The sequence below is a fragment of the Streptomyces klenkii genome, assembly GCF_003626645.1.
GTDB classification, from domain to species: Bacteria; Actinomycetota; Actinomycetes; order Streptomycetales; family Streptomycetaceae; genus Streptomyces; species Streptomyces klenkii.
In genome coordinates this window covers 374371-401369 of sequence record NZ_RBAM01000002.1, presented here as the reverse complement: position 1 = coordinate 401369, position 26999 = coordinate 374371, and the positions used below count along the sequence as shown (strand labels likewise).

The following is a 26999-nucleotide window of genomic DNA, read 5'->3' as shown; positions in this document are numbered from 1 at the left end:
TCAGCCGCCCTCCCCCGCTTCGCCGAGCGCCGCCACGCACGCCGCCGCGTCCTGCGCGTCGTAGAAGTAGTCGGCGAAGTCCTCCGGGTCGTCGTAGCCGCCGGCGATGCGGTCGGCGAGGGACTGGTGGCGGCCCGCCGCGTCCAGGAGCTCCCGCACGTGCGCGGGCTGGCGCGGGGCGAGCATCGCGTTGGTCCAGGCGGTGGTGTGCCGGGCCGAGACCCAGTGGCCGGCGAACGCCGCCCGCATCCACGCCTCGTCGAAGGGCCGCTCGCCGTGCCGGACGATCGCGGCGAGGTAGGCGGCGGCGCACTTGGCCGCGGAGTTGGCGCCCTGCCCGGTCACGGGGTCGTCGGCGACGACCGCGTCGGCGACGCCGAGGACGAGCCCGCCGGAGGGCAGCCGGCCGACGGGGTCGCGCACGGCCGGGGTGTAGCGGCCGGCCAGGGTGGCCTGGGCGTCGGTGAGCTCGACGCGGGTCGCCCGGGCGTACTCCCAGGGCGCGTAGTGCTCCATCAGCTCCAGGGTCCGCGCCAGGTGCTCGCCGGGGCCGGGCTGGTCCTGGAAGGCGTCCAGGGGCCCGTCCGGGACGGCCTCCCAGAACAGGACGTCGGCGCGGCCGGAGACGGTGAGGGTCGGCAGCACGAACAGCTCCCCCGCGCCGGGCACGAAATTGCAGCGCACCGCCTCGGTGTCCGGGTGCTCGGGGCGCGGGCCGAGCCCGTGCACGTAGGAGACGGCCAGGGCGCGCTGCGGGACCGCGTACGGGGAGCCGGCGGGGTCGCGGTCGAAGAGCTCCGCGAGCTCGCCCTTGCCGGTGGCGACGAGCACCAGGTCGTAGTGGGCCGCGAGGGCGTCCAGGTCGGAGACCGCGGCGGCGTGGACGGCCAGGCGGCCGCCGCGCTCGGCGAAGGTGTCCAGCCAGCCGGACATCTTCAGCCGCTGGTCCACGGACTGGGCGCAGCCGCCGAGCCGGCCGAGCCAGTCCACGGCGCGCCGGTGCGGGCCGCCGGCGGGCCCCGGCTCGGCGACGGAGACGCCGACGCCCTCGATGCGCGGCGCGTCGGCCGCCCAGAAGCCGAGGCCGAGCGCGTGCTCGTGGCCGAGGGCCGTGGGGAACATGCATTGGGTGGACATCACCCGGCCGGAACGTATCTCTTCGGACGTGCGGTTGGACATCAGCGTCACGTCGTAGCCGTGGAACTGGAGGCCGAGGGCCAGCTGGAGGCCGGACTGGCCGGCCCCGGCGATGAGGATCCGTCGCACGGGTCGCTCCTCACTCGGGCAGGGTGTCGAGCGCCCGGCCGACGAGGGCCAGCAGGGTGTCGACGACCGTGATCCGCTTCCGGGCGTCCATGGTCACCACCGGGACGGGCGGCGGCAGCGCGAGCGCCTCGCGGACGGCCTCGGGGGCGTGGTGGTCGGCGCCCTCGAAGTGGTTGACCGCCACGACGTAGGGCAGGCCGGCGGTCTCGAAGTAGTCGAGGGCGGGGAAGGACTCCGCGAGGCGCCGGGTGTCGGCCAGCACGACGGCGCCGATGGCGCCGCGCACGAGGTCGTCCCACATGAACCAGAATCGTTTCTGGCCGGGGGTGCCGAAGAGGTAGAGGACGAGGTCGGCGTCGAGGGTGAGCCGCCCGAAGTCCATGGCGACGGTGGTCGTGCGCTTGGCGGGGGTCGCGGTGGCGTCGTCGACGTCCCGCGCGGCGGCGGTCATCAGGGCCTCGGTGCGCAGCGGCGTGATCTCCGAGACGGAGCCGACGAAGGTGGTCTTGCCGACGCCGAAGCCGCCCGCCACGACGATCTTCGTGGCGAGGGGGGCGCGGGTGCGGTCGCTCTGCCAGGGGCGCGGCGCGTCGTCGGCGGCGACGGCACCGAGCGTGACCGCGCGGGGCGCGGAACCGCACGGTGCCGGGTGCCGGGGTTCCGGGTCTTCTTCACAGTCGGCGGAGCGCACCTTGCACCCTTTCCAGCAGCGCGCGGTCGGGCCGGCCGGTGCCGTGGGCGGTGTCGAAGACGCGGACCCTGCCCTGCTCGGCCAGTTCGAGGAGGAGGACCCGTACGGCGCCGAGCGGCATGCGCAGCAGCGCGGCGATCTCGGCGACCGACCGCAGCCGGTGGCACAGGTCCACGATGGCGCGGCCCTCGGGCGGGATCCGCGGGTGGGGGCCGGCCGCCCCCGGGCCGCGGCCGGGGGCGGTGCCGTCCGCGTCGAGGGCCGCCACGAAGGTCTCGACGAGCAGCAGCCGGCACCGGCGGGGGCGCCCGCCGGTGAGGGAGTACGGGCGGACGCGCGCCGGCTTGCCGCAGGCGGCGGGGGCGGTCATCCGACCGCCTCCACCGACTGCCGGAGCTCCCTGCGGAGTTCGGGGGTGAGGACGTGTCCGGCCCGGCCGACGAAGAGCGCCATGTGGTACGCGACGACGCTCATGTCGCAGTCGGGCTCGGCGTGGACGCCCAGCAGCGAGCCGTCGCTGATGGTCATCACGAACAGGCTGCCCTCGTCCATGGCGACCATGGTCTGCTTGACGAAGCCGCCGTCCATGAGGCACGCGGCGCCGGTCGTCAGGCTGCCCAGGCCGGCGACGATGGTGGCGAGGTCGGCGGTGGAGCCGCGCGGCCCTTCCGGTCTCTCGCCGCGGTGCACCAGGCGGGGGTCGGAGGAGAGCAGGAGCAGGCCGTCGGAGGAGACGACGGCGACGGACCGCACGCCGGGCACCTCCTCGACGAGGTTGGTCAGCAGCCAGTGCAGGTTGCGGGCTTCGTGGCTCAGCCCGTACGCGGCGGGGCCGGCGGGGGATACGGGGGTCGCCCCCCGGGGGAATGCAGTCAACCGCGTGCCTCCTCGGGGGTGCCGCCGTCGGCCGGCGGGCCCGCTTGGTTCCGTTGGGTGTCGCGTCCGGCCAGCTCGGCCCGGGCGTCGCGGCGTCCGTCGGCGGCGCCGCGCTGGAAGCCGGCGAGCTTGCGGCGCAGCGCTTCGGCGTCGACGCCCTGGCGCACGCGCTGGGGGGCGGGCCGCTGGGCCACGGCTTTGGGGGTGCGCTTGGGCAGCGCGGTGCCGTTGGGCAGGCCGGCGCCGGGGGCCGCGCCGTCGGCGGGCGCGGGCGGGCGGGCGTGGCGTCCCGTGGAAAGGGGGGCCGCGGGGGCGGGAGGGGCCGGGGGCGCGGCCGCCTCCGTGAAGGCGGTGAGCTGCATCGTCGCGTCGGTCTCGGCGGGGCCCGGGACGGGCGCGGGCGGCGGGTCGGCCGGGTGGACGGGCGGCGGCACCTGGGCGTGGGCGGGGCGGGCCGCGTGGGCTCCGGGCGCCCGGTGCGTGTGCTGGGGGCGGCCGCGCAGCGTGTGGGAGTTGGCCTCGGCGATGGAGCCGGGGAGGTGGACCCGGGGGGCGGCCGCGGCGCCGGGGACGGGCGGGGTGCCGTCGAGGCCGGTGACGGCGGGCGGGCCGGCGGGCAGCAGGCCCACGGGCAGGACGACGACGGCGGCGACTCCGCCGGTGGCCTGCTCGCGCAGCTGGACGCGGATGCCGTGCCGGGCGGCGAGCCGGGCGACGACGTGCAGGCCGAGGCCGAGCGGCTGCTGCCCCGTGCGCCCGGAGCGGCCCGCGGCGCCGGCGCGGCCGGTGTGGTCGGGAACGGCGGGCGGGGGCCCCGCCGGGGCGGGGTCGGCGAGCAGGGCGTTGGCCTCGGCGAGCCGCTCGGGGTCCATGCCGATGCCCTCGTCCTGGACGCAGAGCACGATCTCGCCGCCCTCCAGGTGCCATGCGGAGACCTGGACCTGGGCGTCGGGCGGGGAGAACACCGTGGCGTTCTCCAGCAGTTCGGCGACGAGGTGGCTGACGTCCTCGGAGGCGAAGCCGGCGAGGCGGGCGTGCGGCGGCAGGGACTGGATGCGCACGCGCTGGTAGCGCTCGATCTCGCCGGAGGCCGCCCGCAGGACGTCGAGGAGCGGCACGGGCCCGGCGCGGCCGGTGCCGCTCTCGGCTCCGGCGAGCACCAGCAGGTTCTCGCTGTTGCGGCGCATCCGGGTGGCGAGGTGGTCGAGTTTGAAGAGGGTGTCGAGGCGCTCCGGGTCGGCCTCGTGGGCCTCCATGCCCTCGATGACGGCCAGTTGGCGCTCGACGAGGCCGAGGGTGCGCAGCGACAGGCCGACGAGGATGCCGACCTCGCGGGCTTCGCCGCCGGGGTGCTCGGCGGGGAGGGCGGCGAGGCGCTCGGTGAGGCGCTGCTGTTCGGCGCGCAGGGAGTCGCGTTCGTCAGCGGCGTCCTGGCGGGCGGCGATGAGGCGGGTGCGCTCGCCTTCGAGGGCGGCGATGCGGCCCTGCTGGCGGCGGAACTTGCCCTGGAGGTGGTTGACGGCCCGGGCGGTCTCGGCGAATTCGTCGTCGCGGCCCTTGAAGGCGACGGGCTCCTCGGTGACCGGGTCGGCGCTCACGCGGCGGGTGCCGAGCCGTACGGAGGCGAGCGGGCGGGTGACCGAGCGGGCGGACCAGATGCCGGTGAACAGGACGGTGAACAGGCACAGGGCGGCGGCCATGACGCGCCGCTCCAGCTCCGTCATGGCCTCGTGGCGCAGCGCCTCCAGGCGGGGGGCCTCGGCCTCGGCGAGGGTGTCCTCGACGCCGCGCATGCGCTGGAGGCGGGTGGTGAGGGCGGTGCGGACGGGCTCGGCGGGCCGGGTGGCGAGCTCGCCGGAGGACGGGGTGCGGGTGAGCTTGTCGAGGAGGCTCTGGGCCTCGGTGACTTCGGGGCCGGTGACGGCCTCGGCGTAGGCGTCGCGGGCGGCGGGGGGCGCGAGGCGGGTGAAGTCGGCCAGGGCGTCCTGCGTACGGGCGTCGGCGCGCTGGGCCGCCGCGGCCAGCTCGGGCTTGCGGCCCTGGGCGGCCAGGGCGCCCAGGAGCAGGCCGCGGCTCGCGGAGGCCGCTTCGGTGGCGCGGGCGAGGGACGGCAGGGCGGCGGAGTCGCCGCGGGTGCGCCGGTCGAGGGTGTCGGCGAGGCCGCGGAGGGCCCGCACGGCGGGCGTGTAGGCGTTGTAGGCGGCGAGGGCGTCGCCCTTGCCGGAGTAGGCCTCGCGGCGGGTGTGCGGGAGGGCGTCGAGGAGCTCGCGCACGGGCGCCGGGGCGCCGGGCCGGAACTCCTCGATCTGCCGGTCCACGGCGACCCGTTGGCGGTCGGAGAGGCCGGCGCCGGTGGAGTCGGCGCGGCCCCCCGCCACGTACTGGACCATGGCGTCGCGCTCGTCGGCCAGCGAGTGCGCGAGGGCGAGGGCCGAGGCGTCGGCGCTCGCCAGGGCGGCCAGGCGGCGCGCCTCGGTGAGGTCCCGCCACGCCTCGCGGACGCCGAAGGTGCTCGCGCCGAGCACGGCGAGGGTGATGACCGCGACGGAGACGGTCAGTCGGTTACGTACGCGGGCGGTGCGCTCCGGCACCGCCGTGGCCCGCGGCTTCCGTCCGCCGCCGCCCCCAAGCCGCTTCTTCCGCACCGGTGCTCACAATCTTCTCTCGTCCCACCCCTGGTACTGATTTGACCCTTTCAGCACCTCTGAGTGCCGGGGGTGCCCATCGACCGCCCGGCCACTCGAAGGAGTGAACATCCATTGCTGATTGACAATCGGCCTGCTTCACTCATCGCACACGTGCCAGGTCAGCACGTCACCTGAAGCAACGCGGAGGGCGCCGACAGGATGCGCATGTGCCACGGTGGAATTCCGGCATCCGGCACACTGGCCCCATGCGCATCGAACTCGCCACCCAGCCGGGGGATCTCCGCCACCCGAACGAGGACTTCGTATCCGTAGCCCTGCCGGCCTCCGGTAAGGGCGGTGCGCTGGTGCTGCTCGACGGGGTCACGCCGCCGCCCTCCGGGGACACCGGATGCGTGCACGGAGTGCCCTGGTTCACGGCGCGGTTGGGCGGCGCCCTGCTCGAACTGGCCCTCTCGGAGCGGGAGCTGAGCCTGGCCCGCTGCCTGTCCGGCGCCATCTCCCGTACGAAGGAGGCCCATCGGGGCACGTGCGACCTCGGTCACCGGCGCACGCCGCAGGCCACGGTCGTCGTGGTGCGGTGGGACGACGTACGCGTGGAGTACCTGGTGCTGTCCGACTCCGCGCTGCTCGTCGAGTCCGCGGACGGCGCGGTGACGGCCGTCCTGGACGACCGCATCGAACGGCTGCGGGCCCTGGGGCCGGTGACGGACGCCGCGCGCAACGCGGAGGGCGGCTTCTTCACGGCGGCGGCGGACCCGGCTGTCGCCGGCCGGGCGGTGACCGGTGCGCTCGCGCGGGCGGAGGTGCGGGCGCTGGCCGCGCTCACGGACGGCGCGGGCCGGTGGGTGGAGGTGTTCCGGGAGGGGGACTGGCCGGACTGCCTGGCCGTCCTCGCGAAGGAGGGCCCTCAGGCGCTGATCGACCGCGTACGGGCCGTGGAGGAGGGTGCGCGGGGAGAGCGCCTCGGCAAGCGGCACGACGACGCGGCGGCGGTGTACGTGGAGCTCTAGCCGCCCCCGCTCCCCGGCCCGCTCCGCCGCGCGGGCCGCCCTACTGCTCGGCGCTCGTGTTCAGCTGGTGGAGCAGGCGGGCCAGCTCCGCCACTTCGCCGCGGTCCCAGTCCGCCAGTTTGCGTACGTACTGCGCACGGCGGGCGTCGCGCACGCGCGTGAAGCGGGCGCGGCCCTCCTCCGTGATGCGCACGAGGGACGCCCGGCCGTCGGCCGGATCCGGCTCGCGGGTGACGAGGCCGAGCTCGGCCAGCGCGCGCAGCTGGCGGCTCATCGTGGCCTTGCCGACCCCGAAGTACGCCGCGAGGTCCGTGGCGCGCTGCGCTCCCGCGTCCTCCAGGCGGACGAGGAGGCCGTAGGCGGCGGCCTCCAGCTCGGGGTGCACCTCGCGCGCCATCTCACCGGACGACGCCCGGGCCCGGCGCAGGAAGACGGCCAGCTCGCGTTCCAGGGAGAGGTACGCCTGGTCCATACCTCTGCTCTGCGCGGCGCCCGGCCCGCCCTCCCCGGGGGGCGGGGTAGTCGTCTGGTGCACGTCAGGAACCTCTCCGGTTTTCCGGTTGTTGAAAGTTTTTCCCGTTCGCGGTCTTCACCGCAGCTCCGCCAGTATTTCGCAGGATTAGACCAACGGCAGCACCGCGTCCCCCTATGCCTGGCGCGTCCGTCGCCATAACGTCATTTATGACATGGCCATACCAATGTCTTCGCGCCGTCGGCGCGTCATTGGTACTCCCCCCACGGACCCTTCTGGAAGGCACGCCATGGTCACGTTCAGATGCAGATCCGGCCGCACGGGCCGCAGATCCCCCACGGATTTACGCGCCCCCTCCCCCCTGTCCGTCCTCTCCCTCCTCCTGGCCTCCCTGCTCTCCGCCCTCTGCCTCCTCGGCACGCCGGCCGCCGCGCACGGCGCGAAGCGGCCCGCCCACCCGGAGCGGGACTGGCTCGGCTCCACCCTGCGGGACCACGAGCGCCCCGCCCCCGGCACCCCTCCCCCGCCCGGCTTCGCCTCCGTCGAGGGCGTCGACGTCTCCAGCCACAACGGCAGCGTCCCCTGGTCGTCCCTGTGGAACAGCGGCAACCGCTTCGCCTACGTCAAGGCGACCGAGGGCACCAGCTACACCAATCCCTCCTTCGCGCAGCAGTACAACGGCTCCTACGGCGTGGGCATGATCCGCGGCGCGTACCACTTCGCCCTGCCCGACAACTCCGGCGGAGCCGCGCAGGCCGCGTACTTCGCCGGCCACGGCGGCGGCTGGTCCCAGGACGGGAAGACGCTGCCCGGCGTCCTGGACATGGAGTACAACCCGTACGGCTCCACCTGCTACGGCATGAGCGCGAGCGCACTCGTCAACTGGATCGCGGACTTCTTCGCCACGTACAAGGCCCGCACGGGGCGCGACGCCGCGATCTACACGTCGACCGGCTGGTGGAAGCAGTGCACCGGCAACTACGGCGGCTTCGGTGCCACCCACCCGCTGTGGGTGCCCCGCTACGGCTCCTCCGCCGGGGAACTCCCGGCGGGCTGGGACTACTACACCTTCTGGCAGTACACCGACACCGGCCCGACGGTCGGTGACCACAACCGCTTCAACGGCGCGTACAGCCGCCTCCAGGCCCTCGCCAACGGGTGAGGCGGCGCCCCTCACAACCCCCCACGCCCCCACGACCCCCCACAAGGAAAGACACCGGGCCCCCGGCACATCGGCGCCGGGGGCCCGGTCCTGTCCTGCCGCCGTTCAGCGGTCAGCAGTCAGCGGTCAGCCGCAGGTGCCCGCCGGGCGGGTGCGGGTGACCAGGTCGGTCGAGCCGGTGGTGGCGTCGATCCACACCACCTGCTTGCCGCCCGCCGCGGCCGGGGAGGACTGCTCGCCGCGGTTGCAGGAGACGCGCGCCCGGGAGGAGCCGTCGGCCGCGAACTGCCACAGCTTGGGCAGCGACTCGTTGAACCCTGTCGCGTCCGGCTGCGCGTCGGTGACCGTGACCGCGCTCTCGGAGGCGGTCAGCTCGGAGGCGCGGAGCGCGCCGGCGCCCTTCTCCGGGCTGAGGTCGGTGACGCCCGTCCCGTCGGTCTTGGCGCGCCGCACGGCCACGTGGCCCTTGTCGTCCGCCGTCTCGTCCACGAGCCAGAAGACGGCGGTCTCGTTGATGCCGGTCTGGCCGATGTTCTCGGGCTTGCCGAGCTGACCCATCGCGGTCTTCGTGCCGGTCTTAAGGTCCAGCACCTCGGTGCCGAGGCGGTAGTCGTCGCCCTCGGGGAAGAGCGTGGCGTACGCGATCCTGCCGCCGTTCAGCGACGGGAGGGCCGTCGAGAGCTCCGCGCGGCCGCCGTCCACCCAGGTGGGCTGCTTGTCGCCGGTGCGGACGTAGCCGACGTGGCGGCCGCCGAGGAGGTCGGCGGTGTCGAAGACGACCGTGCCGCCCTCGACGCGCACGTTGTACACCGAGCCCGAGCCCGTCCCGTACAGCTTCTTGACCGGGCCGCCCGCCAGCGGCCGGGAGAGGACGTCCGTGCCGGCGCTCCCGTAGGCGACCCAGGCGACGGTCTTGCCGTCGGTGGCCGGGGAGACGTGGAAGCGGCCGTCGTTGGGGCTGATCAGCTTCGGGGAGCCGCTGCCGTCCACGCGGCCGGCCCACACCGAGTACGCCTCGTTGCCCTCCTCGTTCGACCGGGAGGCGGTCCACCAGCCGCCGCCGGCGCCCGCGCCCGTGGCGGTGGTGTTGAGCTTGGCGGAGAGCACGTCGGTGTCGACGCCGAGCGCCAGCTCCCAGCCCGGCACGATCCCGTGGGCGTTGAAGGACCGCTGGACGGCGTTCAGGTCCTTGCCGGAGACGCCGAGCGCCTTCGCCGCGGCGATGACGGCGTCGCGGCCCTCGGTGAAGCCGTCGAGGGGCGTCATGTACTCCGACAGCGCCTTGTAGACGATGCGGTCGGCGAGGGTGCGGCCCACGTCCTCACGGATGTCCCACAGGGCGCCCGAGAAGATGGTGGAGTTGAGGTGCACGCCGCCGTTGTCGGTGCCGAAGCCGACGCCGAGGAAGCCCTTCGACGTGGTGCGGCCGTCGTTGAGGTCGCGGAAGGCGCACTGCCGCGGGGTCTTCGTCCGGCACAGGTTCCCGCCGAGCAGGCCGGCGTCCGGGTCGTCCATGGACATGCCCGCGGCGTCGACCGCGATGGCGTTGCCGAAGTAGTCGGCGAGGGCCTCGTTGAGGGCGCCGGACTGGCCCGCGTAGACCAGGTTGGCGGTGTGCTCGACGACGCCGTGGGTCATCTCGTGGCCGACGACGTCGAGGTCGGCGGAGAGCGTCTTGTAGTCCTCGTTGCCTCCGCCGTACACCATCTTGGTGCCGTCCCAGAAGGCGTTGACGTACGCGCCGCCGAACTCGGTGACGCCGACGAGGGAGTTGATGGTCATGCCGCGGCCGTCCAGGCTGTCGCGGCCGTGGACCTTCTTGTAGTAGTCGTAGACCTTGCCCGCGGCCCAGTGGGCGTCGACGGCCCCGGCCTCCGAGGCGTCCTTGCCGAAGGACGGCGTGGGCGAGCCGAACTCCTTGATGCCGTCGGGCCAGCGGCCCTCGACCTCGCTGACCTCCTTGCCGCGCGCGTCCCAGGTGGTGACCGGGTTCTTGCTGGAGTCCCACATCCGCGCGTAGTCGGACATGACGTACTCGTTGCGGGCGGTGTCCTTGACCAGGCCGAGCTCGACGGTCGTCCCGTCGTACTTGACGCCGGAGCCGTTGACGCTGGGGCTGATCGGGCCCGCGGCGGCGCGGGCGGCCGCCTTGGAGGTGTCCGTGGCGGCCGCGCGGGCGCGCTCCTGCAAGCCGTCCGCGCCGAACGTCTTGATGCCGCTGTACTGCAACACCGGGTAGCCGGCCTTGGCGTCGACGTAGACCTCGCGCAGCACGGGGTGCCCGGTAGCCGGATCGGTGCCGCGGACGGTGACGTGCTGGGTGAGGACGCCGGGGCCCTTGGGGACGACGACGAGGCCGCGCGCGGTGCCGGTCAGGGACCGGGCCGCGGGCGTCGCGCCCTTCGCGCGGGCGGCGTCGCCCTTGCCGAGCCGGTTGCCGGCGAGGTCGTGCAGGGTGGCGGCGACGGCCCGCTCGACGGCGAGCTTCTCGCCGACCTCGGCGCGGGTGTCCGCCTTCAGGCCGGTGAAGTACTTGCCGGAGGTTCCGGTGACGACGCGCTTGCCGTTCTTGTGTTCCATCCGGACGACGTACTGGCCGCCCAGGACGTCGACGCCCTGGTGCTTCTGCTGGAGCCGTACGGTCTCGGAAGCGCCCGCGCTCACGGTCTGCACGGGCTTGAGGTCCCGGGCCGGCTCGGCGATGCGGTAGCGGTTGCGCTTGCCGGCGAGGTGGCCGCGGGCGGCGTCGGCGGCGCTGCCGGAGGACGCGGCGGCCTCGCGGATGCCGTCGACCAGGGCCGGGGTGGAGGTGCCCTTGCCCGGGATCACCTCCGCCGGGCCGTCATCGCCACCGCCGGCCGCCGCCTGGGCGGGCACCGCGGCAACAAGAAGCGCGGCGGCACCGATCAGTGCCGCCGCGCCCGGTATTCCGCTCTTGATGGTCCGTCTTCCTGCTCTTCGTGAACGTGCGTGGGTCATGCGCACAGTTCCCCCTCCGAACGTGACTGGTCGGTCAGCGGAGCTTGGTCGGGGACCATGCAAGCGGTGGGGTTCGCGTCCGTCAACGGAGCGAATGAGACAGGACCTTCGCCGCGGACCCTACGCGTCGACGGGCTCCCACGAGGCGGCCCCCGCGGCGTCGCGCACGACGCGCCCGAACACCACGTCCGCGAAGTGGATGCCGAAGCCGAGCGTGCCGGGCCCGGCCATCTCCTCCACCAGGCGGCGGCGGTGGACCGCGGACTGCCGGGCGTCGTGGTCGACGACGGCCGACCACTCGGGGTGGGCTATCTGGACCGGCGAGTGCAGGGCGTCGCCGAAGGCGATCAGGCGGCGGCCGCCGCCGGTGATGACGTAGGCGGCGTGGCCCGCGGTGTGGCCGGGCGTGAGCATGACGCGGACGCCGGGGAAGATCTCCTCCCCGTCGGCGACGGTGCGCAGGCCGGACTCCAGGGCGGCGAGCGCCTCCGGGGACACGCCGTGCTGCTCGGCGAGGTGGCGGTGCTCCCACTCGGGCGCGCTCATGAGGTGGACGGCGCCGGCCTCGGCGAGCCGAGCGGACCAGCCGGTGTGGTCGCCGTGCAGGTGGGTGATGGCCACGGCCTCGATGCCGGCGGGGGTGCGGCCGAGGCGGGCGAGGTTGTCGAGGAGGGCACCGCCGTTGATCTCCCCCACGGGGGCACCGGGCTGGGCCGGCAGGTGCACGGGGCCGACGCCCGCGTCGATGAGCAGGGCCCGGTCGCCGTGCTCGACGAGGAGGCCGCCCATGCTCGCCACGAGGTTGCCGGTCGCGTCGAGGTGGGCGGAGTGCTCCGCCCACACCTCGTCGGTGGTGTCCGGCAGCCAGCCGCGCGGGCTCAGCCGGCCGGCACCGTCCGGCACGTAGGTGACCTTGATGTCGCCGAGCTGGAGGGAGCGGATGCCGGCCGGGCGGCGGAGGCGGTCGTCGTTCATGGGTGTGTTCCGTCCTTCGTACTGCGGGGTTCTTGATCAGCGACAATAAACTTACAGCTTGAATGATTCAAGCTGTAAAGGTGTCGGCTTGATGGAGTTGGCTACGATGGCACCCATGACCACCCAGGAAGCGCACATCCTCGCCGAGCGGCGGCTCTGCGGCCTGGTGAACGGCCTCGCCCGGCGGATCGCGGACCACGTGCGCGACCGCGCGGCCCTGCTGGACCTCACCACACCCCAGGCCACGGCCCTGCGGGAGCTGAGCGGCCCGATGACGATGCGCGAGCTCGCCGGCCGCATGGCCTGCGAGCCCTCCAACGCGACCTTCGTCATCGACAAGCTGGAGGGCCGCGGGCTCCTGGAGCGCCGGCCGCACCCCACGGACCGCCGCGCCAAGCAGCTGGTCCTGACCGGCGAGGGCACGGCCCTGCGCGAGCGGCTCATGGAGCTCCTCGCCCGCGAATCGCCGCTGGCCGGGCTGTCCCAGGAGGAGCAGGACGCCCTGCACGGGCTGCTGGACAAGGCCGTCAGCCACAGCTGACAGCGCGACCGCACAGGAAACGGCGCGGGGCCCGTACCTCCGGTGAAGAGGTACGGGCCCCGCGCCGTTCGCGTCCGTCACGCCGCCGCTACGACCTCCGCCCCGGCCGGCCGCAGAGCCAGGGCGAGGACCTGGCGGACGTCCGAGACCGGGTGGACGTCGAGCTTCTCCAGCACCTCGGCCGGCACGTCGTCCAGGTCCGGCTCGTTGCGCTTCGGGATGATCACCGTCGTCACGCCCGCGCGGTGCGCCGCCAGCAGCTTCTGCTTGACGCCGCCGATGGGCAGGACGCGCCCCGTCAGGGACACCTCGCCCGTCATCGCGACGTCCGGCCGCACCGCCCGGCCCGACAGCAGCGAGGCGAGCGCCGTCGTCATCGTGACGCCCGCGCTCGGGCCGTCCTTCGGGACGGCGCCCGCCGGGACGTGCAGGTGGATGCCCCGGTCCTTGAAGTCGCCCACCGGCAGCTCCAGTTCCGCGCCGTGCGAGCGGAGGAAGGACAGGGCGATCTGTGCCGACTCCTTCATCACGTCGCCCAGCTGGCCCGTCAGGGTCAGGCCCGCGCCGCCCGTCTCCGGGTCGGCCAGCGATGCCTCGACGAAGAGGACGTCGCCGCCCGCGCCCGTGACCGCGAGCCCGGTCGCGACGCCGGGCACGGCCGTGCGCCGCTCGGCCGGGTCCTGCGCGGACTCCGGGGTGTGGTGCGGCCGGCCGATCAGCGGGCGCAGCTGCTCGGCGCCGATGGTGAACGGCAGCTCCTGCTCGCCCAGTTCGTGCCGGGCCGCGACCTTGCGCAGCAGCCGGGCCACGGAGCGCTCCAGGTTCCGCACGCCCGCCTCGCGGGTGTACTCGCCGGCGAGGCGGCGCAGGGCCTCGTCCTCGATCACGACCTCGCCGGGTTCGAGGCCCGCCCGGTCGAGCTGCCGGGGCAGCAGGTGGTCGCGGGCGATGACGACCTTCTCGTCCTCGGTGTAGCCGTCGAGGCGGACGAGCTCCATGCGGTCCAGGAGGGCTTCGGGGATGGCCTCCAGGACGTTGGCCGTCGCCAGGAACACGACGTCCGACAGGTCGAGTTCGACCTCCAGGTAGTGATCCCGGAAGGTGTGGTTCTGCGCCGGGTCGAGGACCTCCAGGAGGGCCGCGGCGGGGTCGCCGCGGAAGTCGGAGCCGACCTTGTCGATCTCGTCGAGGAGCACGACCGGGTTCATGGAGCCGGCCTCCTTGACGGCCCGCACGATGCGGCCGGGCAGCGCGCCCACGTACGTGCGGCGGTGGCCGCGGATCTCGGCCTCGTCGCGGACGCCGCCGAGGGCGACGCGCACGAACTTGCGGCCCATGGCGCGGGCGACGCTCTGGCCGAGGCTGGTCTTGCCCGTGCCGGGCGGGCCGACGAGCGCGAGCACCGCGCCCCCGCGCCGGCCCCCGACCACGCCCAGCCCCCGGCCGGCGCGCCGCTTGCGCACCGCCAGGTACTCGGTGATCCGCTCCTTGACGTCCTCCAGGCCCGCGTGGTCCGCGTCGAGGACGGACTTCGCGCCGGGGATGTCGTACGCGTCCTCCGTGTGCTCGTTCCAGGGCATCTCCAGGACGGTGTCCAGCCAGGTGCGGATCCAGCCGCCCTCGGGGCTCTGGTCGGAGGACCGCTCCAGCTTGCCGACCTCCTTGAGGGCGGCCTCGCGGACCTTCTCGGGGAGGCCGGCGGCCTCGACGCGGGCGCGGTAGTCGCCGGACTCGTCCTCGGGATCGCCGTTGAGCTCGGCGAGCTCCTTGCGGACGGCCTCCAGCTGGCGGCGCAGCAGGAACTCGCGCTGCTGCTTGTCGACGCCTTCCTGGACGTCCTTGGCGATGGACTCGGCGACGTCCTGCTCGGCGAGGTGCTCGCCGAGCCGGCCGACGGCGAGCTTGAGGCGGGCCACCGGGTCGGCGGTCTCCAGGAGCTCGACGCGCTGGGCGACGGTGAGGAAGGGCGAGTAGCCGGAGTTGTCGGCGAGCTGGCCGATGTCGTCGATCTGCTGGACGCGGTCGACGACCTGCCAGGCGCCGCGCTTGCGGAGCCAGCTGGTGGCGAGCGCCTTGTATTCCTTCGCGAGCTCGGCGACGGCGCCGGGGAGGGGGTCCGGGACGGTCTCCTCCACGGGGGTGCCCTCGACCCAGAGCGCCGCCCCGGGCCCGGTCGTCCCGGCGCCGATGCGCACGCGGCGGACGCCGCGGACGAGCGCGCCGGGGTCGCCGCTGCCGGAGAGCCGTCCCACCTGCTCGACGCTGCCGAGGGTGCCGACGCCCGCGTACGTCCCGTCGACGCGCGGCACGAGCAGGACCAGCGGCTTGCCGCCGCTCCCCCGCGCGGCGGCCTGGGCGGCCTCGACCGCGGCCCGCACGTCGTTGTCGGACAGGTCGAGGGGCACCACCATGCCGGGCAGCACGACCTCGTCGTCGAGGGGCAGGACGGGCAGGGTGAGCGGTGCGGACAGCGAAGCCATGATCTCCCCTTAGGCAGGCAAGTTGAGCTATGCCGACTCAATGCGGGGCGCTCCGCGGATGTTCCCGGGTCCGTCCGGCGTTCGCTCTGAGCGATCGCCGGCGGCGAGGCCCGCGGGCAGGGCTCGCCCTGTCCAGCAGGGAGCTCGCTGCTGTTGTTCCCGCCGCCGCGGCGATCAGCCGAAGCGGCGGTATCCGGCAGTGCCGGGCCCGGCACCGCCGTGAACGCCGTGCGGCCGGTCAGGCCGCGGCCGCCGGCCCGGGCGGGAAGGACCTCCGGTAGTCCGTCGGCGTCACGCCGAAGTGGAGCGTGAAGTGGCGCCGCAGGTTGGCGGCCGTGCCCAGGCCGCTCAGTTCGCTGACGCGTTCGACGGACAGGGCCGTCGACTCCAGGAGCGACTGGGCGCGGGCGAGGCGCTGGGTGAGGAGCCATTGCAGCGGGGTCGTGCCGGTGGCGGCGTGGAGGCGGCGGAAGAAGGTGCGCGGGCTCATGCCGGCACGGGCGGCGAGGTCGTCGACGGACAGCGGGCGGCCGAGGTGCTCGCGGGCCCACTGGAGGACGGGGGCGAGGCTGTCGTCGTCGGCCTCGGGCACGGAGAGGTCCACGTACTGGGCCTGTCCGCCGGGCCGGTGCGCGGGCACCACCAGGCGGCGGGCGAGCTGGTTGGCGACGTGCGCGCCGAGGTCGCGGCGGACGAGGTGGAGGCAGAGGTCGAGGCCCGCGGTGACGCCGGCGCTGGTGAGGACGTCGCCGTCGTCGACGTAGAGGACCGAGTCGTCCACGCGTACGCGCGGGTGGCGGCGCGCGAGGGCTTCGGTGTGCATCCAGTGGGCGGTGACGCGGCGGCCGTCGAGCAGGCCGGCGGCGGCGAGGGCGAAGGCCCCGGCGCACAGGGAGACCATGCGGGCCCCGGAGTCCGCGGCCCGGCGCAGGGCCTCCAGCAGCTCGGCCGGCAGCTCGCGTTCGCCCTCGATGCATGCCTCGGGCACCGACGGCACGATCACCGTGCCGGCGCCTTCCAGCCCTTCCAGGCCGTACGGGGTGCGCAGCGTGAGCCCGAACGGCCCGGGCTGCGGTTCGCCGCCGCCCACGGAGCACACGCGCAGGTCGTACCAGGGGTCGGCGAGGTCGGGCTGCGGGATGCCGAAGACGGTGCAGACCACCCCCAGCTCGTACAGGTCCCACAGGGGGACGTCGTCGTCGATCACGGCCACGGCCACGGTTCCGGCGCTCATGATCGACAGCCTAGGCGGGGATGGCAGGAATTTTTCGGAGTGCGTCAGTCCTGCCACTGTCGGGCCGCCCGTGCCGGTGCGAGGCTGATCGCACTTGATCAACTTCTGTGACACACGGGGAGAAACCACCCATGAAGGTGACCGTTCTCGGCCTGGGTTCGATGGGGACGGCTCTGGCCGGCGCCCTCCTGGAGGCCGGCCACGAGACCACCGTCTGGAACCGATCGGCGGGCAAGGGCGAGGCGCTGGCCGCACGCGGCGCCGCACGGGCCGGGACCGCCGCGGAGGCCGTGGCGGCGAGCCCCCTGGTCATCGCCTGCCTGTCCGACTACGACGCCGTCGACGGCGTCCTCGACCCGCTGGCCGAGACCCTGCGCGGCCGCACGCTCGTGAACCTCACCTCCGGCACGCCGGAGCAGGCCCGCGAGAGCGCTTCCCGGGCCGCCGCACGCGGCATCGGCTACCTCGACGGGGCGATCATGTCGACGCCGCCCGGCATCGGCAGCCCGCAGGTCATGCTGCTCTACAGCGGCTCTTCCCAGGCCTTCGCCGAGCACCGGGAGACCCTGGCGAGCCTGGGCGACCCCGTCGGCCTCGGGGAGGACGCCGGGGCCGCCTCGCTCTACGACACCGCCCTGCTCGGCATGATGTGGGCGACGCTCGGGGGCTGGCTCCAGGGCGTGGCGCTGACCGGCGCCGACGGGGTGGACGCGGCGACGTTCACGCCCGTCGCCGTCCGCTGGATGACGGCGGTGAGCGGCTTCATGAGCACCTACGCGCCGCAGGTCGACGCGGGGGCCTACCCCGGGGACGACGCCACGCTCGACGTCCACTTCGCCACGATCGAGCACCTCGTCCACGCGAGCGCCGCGCGCGGCCTCGACCCGCGGCTGCCGGAGCTGTTCAAGACCTTCGTCGGACAGGCGATCGCGGCCGGCCACGGCGGCGACAGCTACGCCCGCCTGATCGAGACCGTCCGGGCGGGGGGCCGGGCATGACCGCGGCCGTACGCGCGGCGACCGCGCCCGCGGTCCCGGCCGCCGGCCCCGCCGCGCCCCTCACCGCCGGCGCCTGGGCGGCGCTGGTCACCGACGCCGCCGACCACTGCTCGGCGGTCCTGGAGGCGGGCGCGGACCACGACTGGTCCCGGCCCGCGGCCGGCCTGGAGTGGTCCGCGGCCGCGACGCTCGACCACCTCGCGCTCGGCCTCGTCGGCTACGCGGGCCTGCTCACGGCCCGGCCGACGGACCGCTACATCGCCCTGTTCGCCTCGCTCGACCCGAAGGCCCCGCTACCGGCCCGGCTGGAGGGCATCCGCATCGCGGCGGCGCTGCTGGCCGCCACCGTCCGCGGGGCGGGCGCGGGGGACCGCGCCTGGCACCCGTGGGGCCACTCCGACGCGCCCGGCTTCGCCGCCATGGGCGTGACGGAGCTCGTGCTCCACACGGACGACATCGCGCGCGGCCTCGGGCTGGCCTCCGCCGTCCCCGGCGAGCTCTGCACGCCCGTCCTCGCCCGCCTCTTCCCGGACGCCCCGGCCGGCCGCTCGCCCGCGCAGACGCTGCTGTGGTGCACCGGCCGGGCCGCCCTGCCCGGCCTCCCGCGGCGCGCGCAGTGGGCCTGGGACGGCACCGTCCGCGGCTGACGCGGCCGCCGGCCCCTTGTCGCGCACCAGCCCCCAGCACGCCATGCCTGTCAGCAGGGCGATCGGGTGGCCCCAGCTGGCGAGGGGGTCGGCGAACTCGACGAGGTCCTGGGCGCACATCAGGAAGGAGAGGCCGAGGACGGTCCACTTCGCGCGCGGCCCCAGGAGCCCGGAGAGCGCGCCTATGCAGGCCATCACGCCGAAGCTGATGCCGTAGTCGAGGCGGTGCAGGGAGGCCTCGGGCAGCCGCCCGGCGGCGACGGCGCCCGCGACGGGCAGCTCGGTGGCGAGCGTGGCCAGGACGTGGCCGAGGAGGAAGACGCCGGCGGTGCGGGCCCCGCCGGTCCGCCGCTCCAGGGCGGAGACGACGAGGACGAAGAGGATCCCGTACAGCGAGTACAGGCCGCCGGCTATCCACAGGGCGCTGGCGAGCAGGACGACGAGGGGCTGCTCGGCCAGGTGCGCGGCGTCGGTGCTGGACTCGCGCAGGAGGTGGCTGACGGTGGCCTCGTCGCCGTAGTCCGTGTAGATCGCGGTGGCGAGCAGGACCAGCGCGTAGAAGAACGTGAACGGCGTGCCGAGGGGCGTGGGCAGGGCCCGCAGGAGGCGCCGGCCCGGCCGGAGGGCGCGGCGCGGGGGCCGCAGGGGCATGCCGTCGGGGTCCACCACGTTCACTCGGCCAAGCCCCTTCCTCGCGGGGTCCGTACTGGCACCCGGCGGGGCGAAAAGCGCGCCCGCCCCCGCTCCCACCGAGATTAAGGTCCATCGAGGGCAGGGGAATCAAGCTCAGCCAGTGACTCCGGTCACCCTCGTCAACCTCACATCCGCCTGCCGCGTCCGCCGCGTACCGACCGACCCGGAGGCCACCTCGTGACCACCCTCCAGCGCGACCCGTACGACACGAACGACCCGCACGGCCCGTATGACACACCCGGCCCGTACGGCACACCCGGCACCCACGACGAGCCCGTCACCCTCGACCGCCGTGACGGCCCGTACGGAGAGGTCGTCCTGCGCCGCCGGGGCACCGGGGACCGCGCCGTCCACGAGATCATCGCGAACGGCTGCTTCCTGATGGACACCTCCGACGGGCGCTCGGAGCGCCTGCTCGTGGACGCGGCGCTGGCCGCGCTCCCCGCGGACCGCGCGGAGCCGGCCGTCCTCATCGGCGGGCTGGGCGTCGGCTTCTCGCTCGCCCGGGCCGCGCAGGAGCCGCGCTGGGGCCGGATCACGGTCGTGGAGCGGGAGCCGGCGGTGATCGGCTGGCACAAGGACGGCCCCCTCAGCGGGATCTCGGCCCGCGCGCTGGCCGACCCGCGCGCGCAGATCGTGGAACACGACCTCCTCGGACACGTGCGCACGGCCCCCGTCCGCTACGACGCCCTGTGCCTGGACATCGACAACGGCCCCGACTGGACGGTCACGGAGAGCAACGACAGCCTGTACTCCCCCGCCGGTCTGGCCGCCTGCCGGGAGCGCCTGACGCCCGGCGGCGTGCTCGCCGTCTGGTCGGCCCGGCCGTCCGCCCGGTTCGAGCAAGCCCTCCGGAATGCCGGGTTCGAAGGGGTACGGACCGAAGAGATCGCGGTTGCCCGGGGCGTACCGGACGTAGTGCACCTCGGGCAACGTGCCGCGTAGCCGTCGCCCGCCGCGTGCCCGTACCCTGCTTGCCACAGCTGCCGAAGCCGGAGCTGCCGAAGCCGGCAAGGAACGACGCGACGGAAGACGCTAGGGGCGGGGCGCGCATGGAGCAGACACACATCGGCCCGAACGGGGCCGCCGCGTCCGCCGGGGCGCAGCGCCGGGTGCTGGTCGTCGAGGACGACCGGACCATCGTGGACGCCATCGCGGCCCGGCTGCGGGCCGAGGGCTTCCAGGTCCGCACCGCGGGCGACGGGCCGGCGGCCGTCGACACCGCCGAGGCGTGGCAGCCCGACCTGCTGGTGCTCGACGTGATGCTGCCGGGCTTCGACGGGCTGGAGGTGTGCCGGCGGGTGCAGGCGCAGCGGCCGGTGCCCGTCCTGATGCTCACGGCGCGTGACGACGAGACGGACATGCTGGTGGGCCTGGGCGTCGGCGCGGACGACTACATGACCAAGCCGTTCTCGATGCGCGAGCTGGCGGCCCGGGTGCACGTGCTGCTGCGGCGCGTGGAGCGGGCGGCGCTGGCCGCGCACACCCCGCGCAGCGGCATCCTGCGCCTGGGTGAGCTGGAGATCGACCACGCGCAGCGGCGGGTCCGGGTCAGAGGTGCTGACGTGCACCTGACGCCGACCGAGTTCGACCTGCTGGTGTGCCTGGCGAACACGCCGCGCGCCGTCCTCTCCCGCGAGCAGCTGCTGGCGGAGGTGTGGGACTGGGCGGACGCCTCGGGCACCCGTACGGTCGACAGCCACATCAAGGCGCTCCGCCGGAAGATCGGCGCGGAGCGGATCCGTACGGTGCACGGCGTGGGCTATGCGCTGGAGACCCCGGCGGCATGACCGGCGGCACAGCCGGCCCGCGGGGCGGCGCCGAGCGTCGCAGGGGCATCCCGGTGGCGGGCCTCGGCGGGCGGGTCTGGGAGGCGCTGCGGCCGCTGGACCCCTACCGGTCGGTGAAGGCGGCGCTGGGCGCCCTGGTCATCGGCTCCGTGGTGATAACGACCTTCCTGGTGTTCGTCGCGATCCGGTCGGCGACCGAGCTCCGGGTGATCACCGTCTTCTCGATCATCGCCTCGCTGCTCATAACGCAGTTCGTCGCGCAGGGCCTGACCGCGCCGCTGGACGAGATGACCGAGGTCACGCGGGCCATGGCGCAGGGTGACTACACGCGCCGGGTGGGCGCCGGGCGGCGGGACGAGTTCGGGCACCTGGCGAACGCGTTCAACCGCATGGCGGCCGATCTGGAGGCGGTGGACACCCACCGCAAGGAGCTCGTCGCCAACGTCTCGCACGAGCTGCGGACCCCGATCGCGGGCCTGCGGGCGGTGCTGGAGAACGTGGTGGACGGGGTGTCGGCCGCGGATCCCGAGACGATGCGGACGGCGCTGCGGCAGACGGAGCGGCTCGGCCGGCTGGTGGAGCAGCTGCTGGACCTGTCCCGGCTGGACAACGGGGTCGTGCCGCTGCACGCGCGCCGCTTCGAGGTGTGGCCGTATCTGGCGGGCATCCTGAAGGAGGCGAGCATGGCCAACGGCTCCAGCTCCTCTCCGCACGCCCGCAAGGACGTACATCTGCACCTGGACGTGTCGCCGCCGGAGCTGACCGCTCACGCGGACGCGGAGCGGCTGCACCAGGTGGTGGCGAACCTCGTGGACAACGCCGTCAAGCACAGTCCCCCCCACGGGCGGGTGACGGTGCGGGCGCGGCGGGGCGAGGGGCCGCAGTCGCTGGCGCTGGAGGTGCTGGACGAGGGCCCGGGCATCCCCGAGGCGGAGCGGCACCGGGTCTTCGAGCGGTTCAACCGGGGCGGCTCGGGCCAGCAGGGCCCGGGCACCGACGGCGGTACGGGACTGGGCCTGGCGATCGCGCGCTGGGCGGTGGATCTGCACGGCGGGTCCATCGGGGTGGCCGAATCCCCGCACGGATGCCGCATTCAGGTCACTCTTCCGGGCGGACCTCGCGATCAATGTTGACGTATGGTCGATGGCGGAGGCACACATTCGAGGGAGTGTGGGGCGCGCTGGAGCGAACCCTGATACCCCCGGGACCAGCAGAACCCCGTGTGTTTCCCGCCAAGTCATGCCCCGAAACCCCCGAGCAAATGTGACTTGCGCGACTGCTTGCCCGGGTGGCCTGCATCAACCGTGCAGACAGGCGTAGCCTTTATTCCCGCTGTCCATCACCTTGTGAAGCGGAAGAGGGCGGTTACCGCCGTGTCGCCACAGTCCCCCAACACCTCGAGCATCTCGACCGACCAAGACGGGCAGGGCAAGAGCCCTGCCGACGTGTTCGGTCCCAATGAGTGGCTCGTCGACGAGATCTACCAGCAGTACCTCCAGGACCCGAACTCGGTCGACCGAGCCTGGTGGGACTTCTTCGCCGACTACAAGCCGGGCACGGCGGCGTCGGCTCCGCCGGGGCAGGCTGTGAGCGCGGGTGCGCCGCAGGCGGCCCAGGCCGCCGCTCCTCCCGCGGCGCAGGCCGCCCCGGCCGCCGCCGCTCCGGCTCCGGCCGCTCAGGCCGCCGCCCCCGCTGCCGCGCCGCAGGCGCCGGCGGCTCCCGCGGCGAAGCCCGCTGCCGCGCAGCCGGCCCCCGCCAAGGCCGCGCCCGCCGCCGCGAAGCCGGCCGTCAAGCCCGGTGCAAGCACCGGCTCCACCGGAGCGGCCGGCGCCGCGCGCGTCTCTGCGGCGACCGAGGCCCCCGCCGGCCCCGAGTACGTCACGCTCCGTGGCCCCTCGGCCGCCGTCGCGAAGAACATGAACGCCTCCCTGGAGCTGCCGACGGCCACGTCCGTCCGCGCCGTCCCGGTGAAGCTGCTGTTCGACCAGCGCATCGTGATCAACAATCACCTCAAGCGCGCCCGCGGCGGCAAGGTCTCCTTCACGCACCTCATCGGCTTCGCCATGGTGCAGGCGCTGAAGCTCATGCCGTCGATGAACTACTCCTTCACGGAGAAGGACGGCAAGCCGACCCTCGTCAAGCCCGAGCACGTCAACCTCGGCCTGGCGATCGACCTGGTCAAGCCGAACGGTGACCGCCAGCTCGTGGTCGCGGCCATCAAGAAGGCCGAGACGCTGAACTTCTTCGAGTTCTGGCAGGCCTACGAGGACATCGTCCGCCGCGCCCGCATCGGCAAGCTGACGATGGAGGACTTCACCGGCGTCACCGCGTCGCTGACCAACCCCGGCGGCATCGGCACGGTCCACTCCGTGCCGCGTCTGATGCCCGGCCAGGGTCTGATCCTCGGCGTCGGCGCCATGGACTACCCCGCCGAGTTCCAGGGCACCTCGCAGGACACCCTGAACAAGATGGGCATCTCCAAGGTGATGACCCTGACCTCGACGTACGACCACCGGGTGATCCAGGGCGCCGCCTCCGGCGAGTTCCTGCGGATCATGTCCCAGCTGCTGCTGGGCGAGAACGGCTTCTACGACGAGATCTTCGAGGCGCTGCGCATCCCCTACGAGCCGGTCCGCTGGCTCAAGGACATCGACGCCTCGCACGACGACGACGTCACCAAGGCCGCCCGCGTCTTCGAGCTGATCCACTCCTACCGGGTCCGCGGCCACGTCATGGCCGACACCGACCCGCTGGAGTACCGCCAGCGCAAGCACCCCGACCTCGACATCACCGAGCACGGCCTCACCCTGTGGGACCTGGAGCGCGAGTTCGCGGTCGGCGGCTTCGCCGGCAAGGCGATGATGAAGCTGCGCGACATCCTCGGCGTGCTGCGTGACTCGTACTGCCGCACCACCGGCATCGAGTTCATGCACATCCAGGACCCCAAGCAGCGCAAGTGGATCCAGGACCGGGTCGAGCGCGGCCACTCCAAGCCGGAGCGCGAGGAGCAGCTGCGCATCCTGCGCCGGCTGAACGCCGCCGAGGCCTTCGAGACCTTCCTCCAGACGAAGTACGTCGGCCAGAAGCGATTCTCCCTGGAGGGCGGCGAGTCCGTCATCCCGCTGCTGGACTCGGTGCTGGACGCCGCCGCCGAGGCGCGCCTGGACGAGGTCGTCATCGGCATGGCCCACCGCGGCCGCCTCAACGTCCTCGCCAACATCGTCGGCAAGTCGTACGCCCAGATCTTCCGCGAGTTCGAGGGCAACCTCGACCCGAAGTCGATGCACGGCTCCGGCGACGTGAAGTACCACCTGGGCGCCGAGGGCACCTTCACCGGCCTGGACGGCGAGCAGATCAAGGTCTCGCTGGCCGCCAACCCGTCCCACCTGGAGACCGTCGACCCGGTCGTCGAGGGCATCGCCCGCGCCAAGCAGGACATCATCGGCAAGGCGGGCACGGACTTCACCGTCCTGCCGGTCCAGCTGCACGGCGACGCGGCCTTCGCGGGCCAGGGCGTCGTCGCCGAGACGCTCAACATGTCGCAGCTGCGCGGCTACCGCACCGGCGGCACCGTGCACATCGTCATCAACAACCAGGTCGGCTTCACCGCGCCGCCGGAGTCCTCGCGCTCGTCGATGTACTGCACCGACGTCGCCCGGATGATCGAGGCACCGATCTTCCACGTGAACGGTGACGACCCGGAGGCCGTGGTCCGCGTCGCGCGGCTCGCCTTCGAGTTCCGCCAGGCGTTCAACAAGGACGTCGTCATCGACCTGATCTGCTACCGCCGCCGGGGCCACAACGAGTCGGACAACCCCTCGTTCACCCAGCCGCTGATGTACGACCTGATCGACAAGAAGCGCTCGGTGCGCAAGCTGTACACCGAGTCCCTCATCGGCCGCGGCGACATCACCCTGGAAGAGGCCGAGCAGGCCCTCCAGGACTACCAGGGCCAGCTGGAGAAGGTCTTCGTCGAGGTCCGCGACGCGGACGCGGCGACGGCTCCGGCCGCCGCCGTCCCGGCCCCGCTGGGCGGGTTCCCGGTGGCGGTGAACACCGCGATCTCCCAGGAGGTCCTCAAGCGGATCGCCGAGTCGCAGGTCACCACGCCGGAGAACGTCACCGTGCACCCGCGCCTGGTGCCGCAGCTCCAGCGCCGCGCCGCCAGCCTCGAGGACGGCACGATCGACTGGGGCATGGGCGAGACCCTCGCCTTCGGCTCGCTGCTGATGGAGGGCACCCCGGTCCGGCTCGCCGGCCAGGACTCCCGCCGCGGCACCTTCGGCCAGCGCCACGCGGTGCTCGTCGACCGCGAGACCGGCGAGGACTACACCCCGCTGCTCTACCTGTCCGACGACCAGGCCCGCTTCAACGTCTACGACTCGCTCCTGAGCGAGTACGCGGCGATGGGCTTCGAGTACGGCTACTCGCTGGCCCGCCCGGACGCGCTGGTGCTGTGGGAGGCCCAGTTCGGTGACTTCGTCAACGGCGCCCAGAGCATCGTCGACGAGTTCATCTCCTCCTCCGAGCAGAAGTGGAACCAGACCTCTGGTGTCACGCTGCTCCTGCCGCACGGCTACGAGGGCCAGGGCCCGGACCACTCCTCGGCCCGCGTCGAGCGCTTCCTCCAGCTCTGCGCGCAGAACAACATGACGGTCGCCATGCCGACGCTGCCGTCGAACTACTTCCACCTGCTGCGCTGGCAGGTCCACAACCCGCACCACAAGCCGCTGATCGTCTTCACCCCGAAGTCGATGCTGCGTCTGAAGGCCGCGGCGTCGAAGGCGGAGGAGTTCACCAGCGGCGGGTTCCGTCCGGTCATCGGTGACGACACCGTCGCCGCGGCGGACGTCCGCAAGGTCGTCTTCTGCTCCGGCAAGGTCTACTACGACCTGGCCGCCGAGCGGGCCAAGCGCGGCGCGAACGACACGGCCATCGTCCGCATCGAGCGCCTCTACCCGCTGCCGGGCGAGGAGCTCCAGGCCGAGATCGCCAAGTTCCCGAACGCCGAGAAGTACATCTGGGCGCAGGAGGAGCCGGCGAACCAGGGTGCGTGGCCGTTCATCGCGCTGAACCTGATCGACCACCTGGACCTGGCGGTCGGCGCCGACGTCCCGGCCCGCGAGCGGCTGCGGCGGATCTCCCGCCCGCACTCCTCGTCGCCGGCGGTCGGCTCGGCCAAGCGCCACCAGGCCGAGCAGCAGACGCTGATCAACGAGGTGTTCGACGCCTGACGGACGTCGTCCGACGTCGTACGGCGTACGGAACGGGCCCCCACCGCTGCGAGGCGGTGGGGGCCCGTTCCCGTACCGGCGCCCGCCTATCCTTGGCCTGACCACAGACCTGACCGACCTGATTGATCCGACGGAGAGAACGTGTACTTCACCGACCGAGGCATCGAGGAGCTGGAGAACCGGCGGGGCGAGGAGGAGGTGACGCTCGGCTGGGTGGCCGAGCAGCTGCGCACCTTCGTCGACCTGAACCCGGACTTCGAGGTGCCGGTGGAGCGGCTGGCGACGTGGCTGGCACGGCTGGACGACGAGGACGACGAGTAGAACCTCCTTATCCCGCGCCCCGTAAGGGGCGCGGGGCAGTGTTCATCTGCGGCTCCGCCGCGTGGGCGCGACAAGCCCCCACCGGCCCGCAGGAACACTCAGGCGCGGCCCCGCCACCAGTCGTACGCGAGCGTCAACGCGCCGTCCGCGAGGACCACCGCTCCGGCGGTCACGGCGCCGCGCCGCCCGCTCCGGCGGCCCCACATCACCAGGGCGGCCCCGGCCACCATCTCCCCCGCGCCCAGGGCGCGGGCCCGCCGCCCCCGCGTCCACGCGCCGAGCCGGCTGCTGTCCGCCGCGTCGAACCCGGCCCGTACGGCCTCGCGCCAGCCGGGCCAGTAGACCGCCTCGGCGGCGGGGAGCGCGCCCGCGGAGGCGCGCAGGCCGTCGGCCGGGACGCCCGGGGCGAGGCCGGGCGGCAGGTGCAGTCCGGTGCGCGAGAGGACGGCGATCAGCCCGCGGACGCGCGCGGCGGCGTCGGCGTCCGGGTCGGGCCGGGTGAGCGCGTCGAGCGCGTCCCCGTCGAGGACGGGGTCGAGGCCGGTCCGGGCCCGCAGCGCCGTCATGGCCGGCTCCTCGCCGAGCGGGGTGCCGTCGGCGAGCCACGCGTACCCGGCGGTCCGCCGGAAGCCCGCCGCGACGACGAATCCCGCGCCCGACCCGTCCCACCACAGGCCCACGACGGGCCACGGCTCGGCGACGGCCAGCGCGTGGGCCCAGCCGGCGGTGGCGGTCGCGAGGCCGGTGCCCTCGGTGCGCCAGGAGTCCTCGCCCGGGATCAGCGCGCTCCAGCCCTCCCCGGCCGGGACCAGGAGAAGCGGTTCGTTCAGGAGCTGGGCGGAGGGCCGGACGCGGCCGGGCTCGGCCCGGCAGAGCAGCAGGACCCCCGCGGCGCGGCTGTGATCAGTAGCGGACATGCGACAACGCTATGCCAAGGCGAAGGCGCTTGACTTCACACGACCGCGATATATCGTGTTTATGG

General features: G+C 73.8%; 21 protein-coding genes. 9 read left to right on the top strand and 12 right to left on the bottom strand.

What is annotated here, in order from left to right; all coding sequences use genetic code 11:
• The 5 genes from D7231_RS05165 to D7231_RS05145 are packed head-to-tail and all read right to left on the bottom strand — an operon-like array spanning position 1 to position 5424.
• Entirely contained in the window at positions 1-1266 is a 1266-nt protein-coding gene (locus D7231_RS05165) for a styrene monooxygenase/indole monooxygenase family protein (protein ID WP_120753720.1), read from the bottom strand.
• Positions 1267-1276: 10 nt separating this feature from the next.
• Positions 1277-1957, bottom strand: a complete 681-nt coding sequence (locus tag D7231_RS05160; RefSeq protein ID WP_120753719.1) for a GTP-binding protein — start codon at positions 1955-1957, stop codon at positions 1277-1279.
• On the bottom strand, positions 1938-2327 hold the full coding sequence (locus D7231_RS05155) for a DUF742 domain-containing protein (RefSeq protein WP_120753718.1): 390 nt from the start codon (positions 2325-2327) through the stop codon (positions 1938-1940). Before D7231_RS05155 ends, D7231_RS05160 begins: the two co-directional genes overlap by 20 nt.
• On the bottom strand, positions 2324-2833 hold the full coding sequence (locus D7231_RS05150; RefSeq protein ID WP_120753717.1) for a roadblock/LC7 domain-containing protein: 510 nt from the start codon (positions 2831-2833) through the stop codon (positions 2324-2326). The genes D7231_RS05155 and D7231_RS05150 overlap by 4 nt, the downstream gene beginning before the upstream one ends.
• On the bottom strand, positions 2830-5424 hold the full coding sequence (locus D7231_RS05145; RefSeq protein WP_120753716.1) for a sensor histidine kinase: 2595 nt from the start codon (positions 5422-5424) through the stop codon (positions 2830-2832). Before D7231_RS05145 ends, D7231_RS05150 begins: the two co-directional genes overlap by 4 nt.
• A 302-nt stretch (positions 5425-5726) precedes the next feature.
• On the opposite strand from D7231_RS05145, the gene D7231_RS05140 reads away from it, so the two are divergent.
• Positions 5727-6491: a protein phosphatase 2C domain-containing protein gene (locus D7231_RS05140; RefSeq protein ID WP_120753715.1), complete on the top strand. Its 765-nt coding sequence runs from the start codon at positions 5727-5729 to the stop codon at positions 6489-6491.
• Between the two features lie 40 nt (positions 6492-6531).
• On the opposite strand, the gene D7231_RS05135 is transcribed toward D7231_RS05140, so the two are convergent.
• Complete coding sequence (locus D7231_RS05135) at positions 6532-6963, bottom strand: MarR family winged helix-turn-helix transcriptional regulator (RefSeq protein WP_106681145.1); 432 nt, start codon at positions 6961-6963, stop codon at positions 6532-6534.
• 289 nt (positions 6964-7252) lie between these two features.
• On the opposite strand from D7231_RS05135, the gene D7231_RS05130 reads away from it, so the two are divergent.
• A complete protein-coding gene (locus D7231_RS05130; protein WP_120753714.1) occupies positions 7253-8125 on the top strand; it encodes a lysozyme in 873 nt (290 codons plus the stop codon).
• A 126-nt stretch (positions 8126-8251) separates the two neighbouring features.
• On the opposite strand, the gene D7231_RS05125 is transcribed toward D7231_RS05130, so the two are convergent.
• Entirely contained in the window at positions 8252-11104 is a 2853-nt protein-coding gene (locus tag D7231_RS05125; protein ID WP_120753713.1) for a M4 family metallopeptidase, read from the bottom strand.
• A 120-nt stretch (positions 11105-11224) separates the two neighbouring features.
• Complete coding sequence (locus tag D7231_RS05120) at positions 11225-12079, bottom strand: MBL fold metallo-hydrolase (RefSeq protein WP_120753712.1); 855 nt, start codon at positions 12077-12079, stop codon at positions 11225-11227.
• 115 nt (positions 12080-12194) lie between these two features.
• Between D7231_RS05120 and D7231_RS05115 the strand changes: the two genes are divergently transcribed.
• Positions 12195-12620, top strand: coding sequence for a MarR family winged helix-turn-helix transcriptional regulator (locus D7231_RS05115; RefSeq protein WP_120754002.1), 426 nt, complete (start codon positions 12195-12197; stop codon positions 12618-12620).
• A 77-nt stretch (positions 12621-12697) separates the two neighbouring features.
• Here the strand turns inward: D7231_RS05115 and lon are convergent, their stop codons facing one another.
• The gene (gene lon / locus D7231_RS05110; RefSeq protein WP_120753711.1) at positions 12698-15100 is read right to left on the bottom strand and encodes an endopeptidase La; all 2403 of its coding nucleotides are present in this window, start codon (positions 15098-15100) and stop codon (positions 12698-12700) included.
• Between the two features lie 238 nt (positions 15101-15338).
• Positions 15339-16319, bottom strand: a complete 981-nt coding sequence (locus D7231_RS05105; protein WP_416385373.1) for a helix-turn-helix domain-containing protein — start codon at positions 16317-16319, stop codon at positions 15339-15341.
• Between the two features lie 146 nt (positions 16320-16465).
• Here D7231_RS05105 and D7231_RS05100 point away from each other — a divergent pair, with 146 nt between their 5' ends.
• On the top strand, positions 16466-17332 hold the full coding sequence (locus D7231_RS05100) for an NAD(P)-dependent oxidoreductase (RefSeq protein ID WP_120753709.1): 867 nt from the start codon (positions 16466-16468) through the stop codon (positions 17330-17332).
• Positions 17333-17625: 293 nt separating this feature from the next.
• Here the strand turns inward: D7231_RS05100 and D7231_RS38290 are convergent, their stop codons facing one another.
• Positions 17626-18654, bottom strand: coding sequence for a rhomboid-like protein (locus tag D7231_RS38290; protein ID WP_199739305.1), 1029 nt, complete (start codon positions 18652-18654; stop codon positions 17626-17628).
• Positions 18655-18990: 336 nt separating this feature from the next.
• On the opposite strand from D7231_RS38290, the gene D7231_RS05085 reads away from it, so the two are divergent.
• From D7231_RS05085 to D7231_RS05065, 5 genes are all read left to right on the top strand, one after another.
• Complete coding sequence (locus D7231_RS05085; RefSeq protein WP_120754000.1) at positions 18991-19617, top strand: spermidine synthase family protein; 627 nt, start codon at positions 18991-18993, stop codon at positions 19615-19617.
• A 107-nt stretch (positions 19618-19724) separates the two neighbouring features.
• Positions 19725-20462, top strand: coding sequence for a response regulator transcription factor (locus D7231_RS05080; protein ID WP_030366311.1), 738 nt, complete (start codon positions 19725-19727; stop codon positions 20460-20462).
• Complete coding sequence (locus D7231_RS05075; protein WP_120753708.1) at positions 20459-21595, top strand: HAMP domain-containing sensor histidine kinase; 1137 nt, start codon at positions 20459-20461, stop codon at positions 21593-21595. The genes D7231_RS05080 and D7231_RS05075 overlap by 4 nt, the downstream gene beginning before the upstream one ends.
• 240 nt (positions 21596-21835) lie before the next feature.
• On the top strand, positions 21836-25696 hold the full coding sequence (locus D7231_RS05070; protein WP_120753707.1) for a multifunctional oxoglutarate decarboxylase/oxoglutarate dehydrogenase thiamine pyrophosphate-binding subunit/dihydrolipoyllysine-residue succinyltransferase subunit: 3861 nt from the start codon (positions 21836-21838) through the stop codon (positions 25694-25696).
• A gap of 141 nt (positions 25697-25837) precedes the next feature.
• A complete protein-coding gene (locus D7231_RS05065; RefSeq protein ID WP_004937694.1) occupies positions 25838-26017 on the top strand; it encodes a DUF6104 family protein in 180 nt (59 codons plus the stop codon).
• 98 nt (positions 26018-26115) lie between these two features.
• On the opposite strand, the gene D7231_RS05060 is transcribed toward D7231_RS05065, so the two are convergent.
• Complete coding sequence (locus tag D7231_RS05060; RefSeq protein ID WP_120753706.1) at positions 26116-26934, bottom strand: hypothetical protein; 819 nt, start codon at positions 26932-26934, stop codon at positions 26116-26118.
• Between the last annotated feature and the right edge of the window lie 65 nt (positions 26935-26999).

What these genes read in the sequence shown, in the direction of transcription:
- D7231_RS05120 (WP_120753712.1), bottom strand. Translation starts at nt 12,079, where the DNA reads ATGAACGACGACCGCCTCCGCCGCCCGGCCGGCATCCGCTCCCTCCAG.
- D7231_RS05130 (WP_120753714.1), top strand. Translation starts at nt 7,253, where the DNA reads ATGGTCACGTTCAGATGCAGATCCGGCCGCACGGGCCGCAGATCCCCC.
- D7231_RS05060 (WP_120753706.1), bottom strand. Translation starts at nt 26,934, where the DNA reads ATGTCCGCTACTGATCACAGCCGCGCCGCGGGGGTCCTGCTGCTCTGC.
- D7231_RS05075 (WP_120753708.1), top strand. Translation starts at nt 20,459, where the DNA reads ATGACCGGCGGCACAGCCGGCCCGCGGGGCGGCGCCGAGCGTCGCAGG.
- D7231_RS05140 (WP_120753715.1), top strand. Translation starts at nt 5,727, where the DNA reads ATGCGCATCGAACTCGCCACCCAGCCGGGGGATCTCCGCCACCCGAAC.
- D7231_RS05115 (WP_120754002.1), top strand. Translation starts at nt 12,195, where the DNA reads ATGACCACCCAGGAAGCGCACATCCTCGCCGAGCGGCGGCTCTGCGGC.
- lon (WP_120753711.1), bottom strand. Translation starts at nt 15,100, where the DNA reads ATGGCTTCGCTGTCCGCACCGCTCACCCTGCCCGTCCTGCCCCTCGAC.
- D7231_RS05080 (WP_030366311.1), top strand. Translation starts at nt 19,725, where the DNA reads ATGGAGCAGACACACATCGGCCCGAACGGGGCCGCCGCGTCCGCCGGG.
- D7231_RS05155 (WP_120753718.1), bottom strand. Translation starts at nt 2,327, where the DNA reads ATGACCGCCCCCGCCGCCTGCGGCAAGCCGGCGCGCGTCCGCCCGTAC.
- D7231_RS05100 (WP_120753709.1), top strand. Translation starts at nt 16,466, where the DNA reads ATGAAGGTGACCGTTCTCGGCCTGGGTTCGATGGGGACGGCTCTGGCC.
- D7231_RS05125 (WP_120753713.1), bottom strand. Translation starts at nt 11,104, where the DNA reads ATGACCCACGCACGTTCACGAAGAGCAGGAAGACGGACCATCAAGAGC.
- D7231_RS05135 (WP_106681145.1), bottom strand. Translation starts at nt 6,963, where the DNA reads ATGGACCAGGCGTACCTCTCCCTGGAACGCGAGCTGGCCGTCTTCCTG.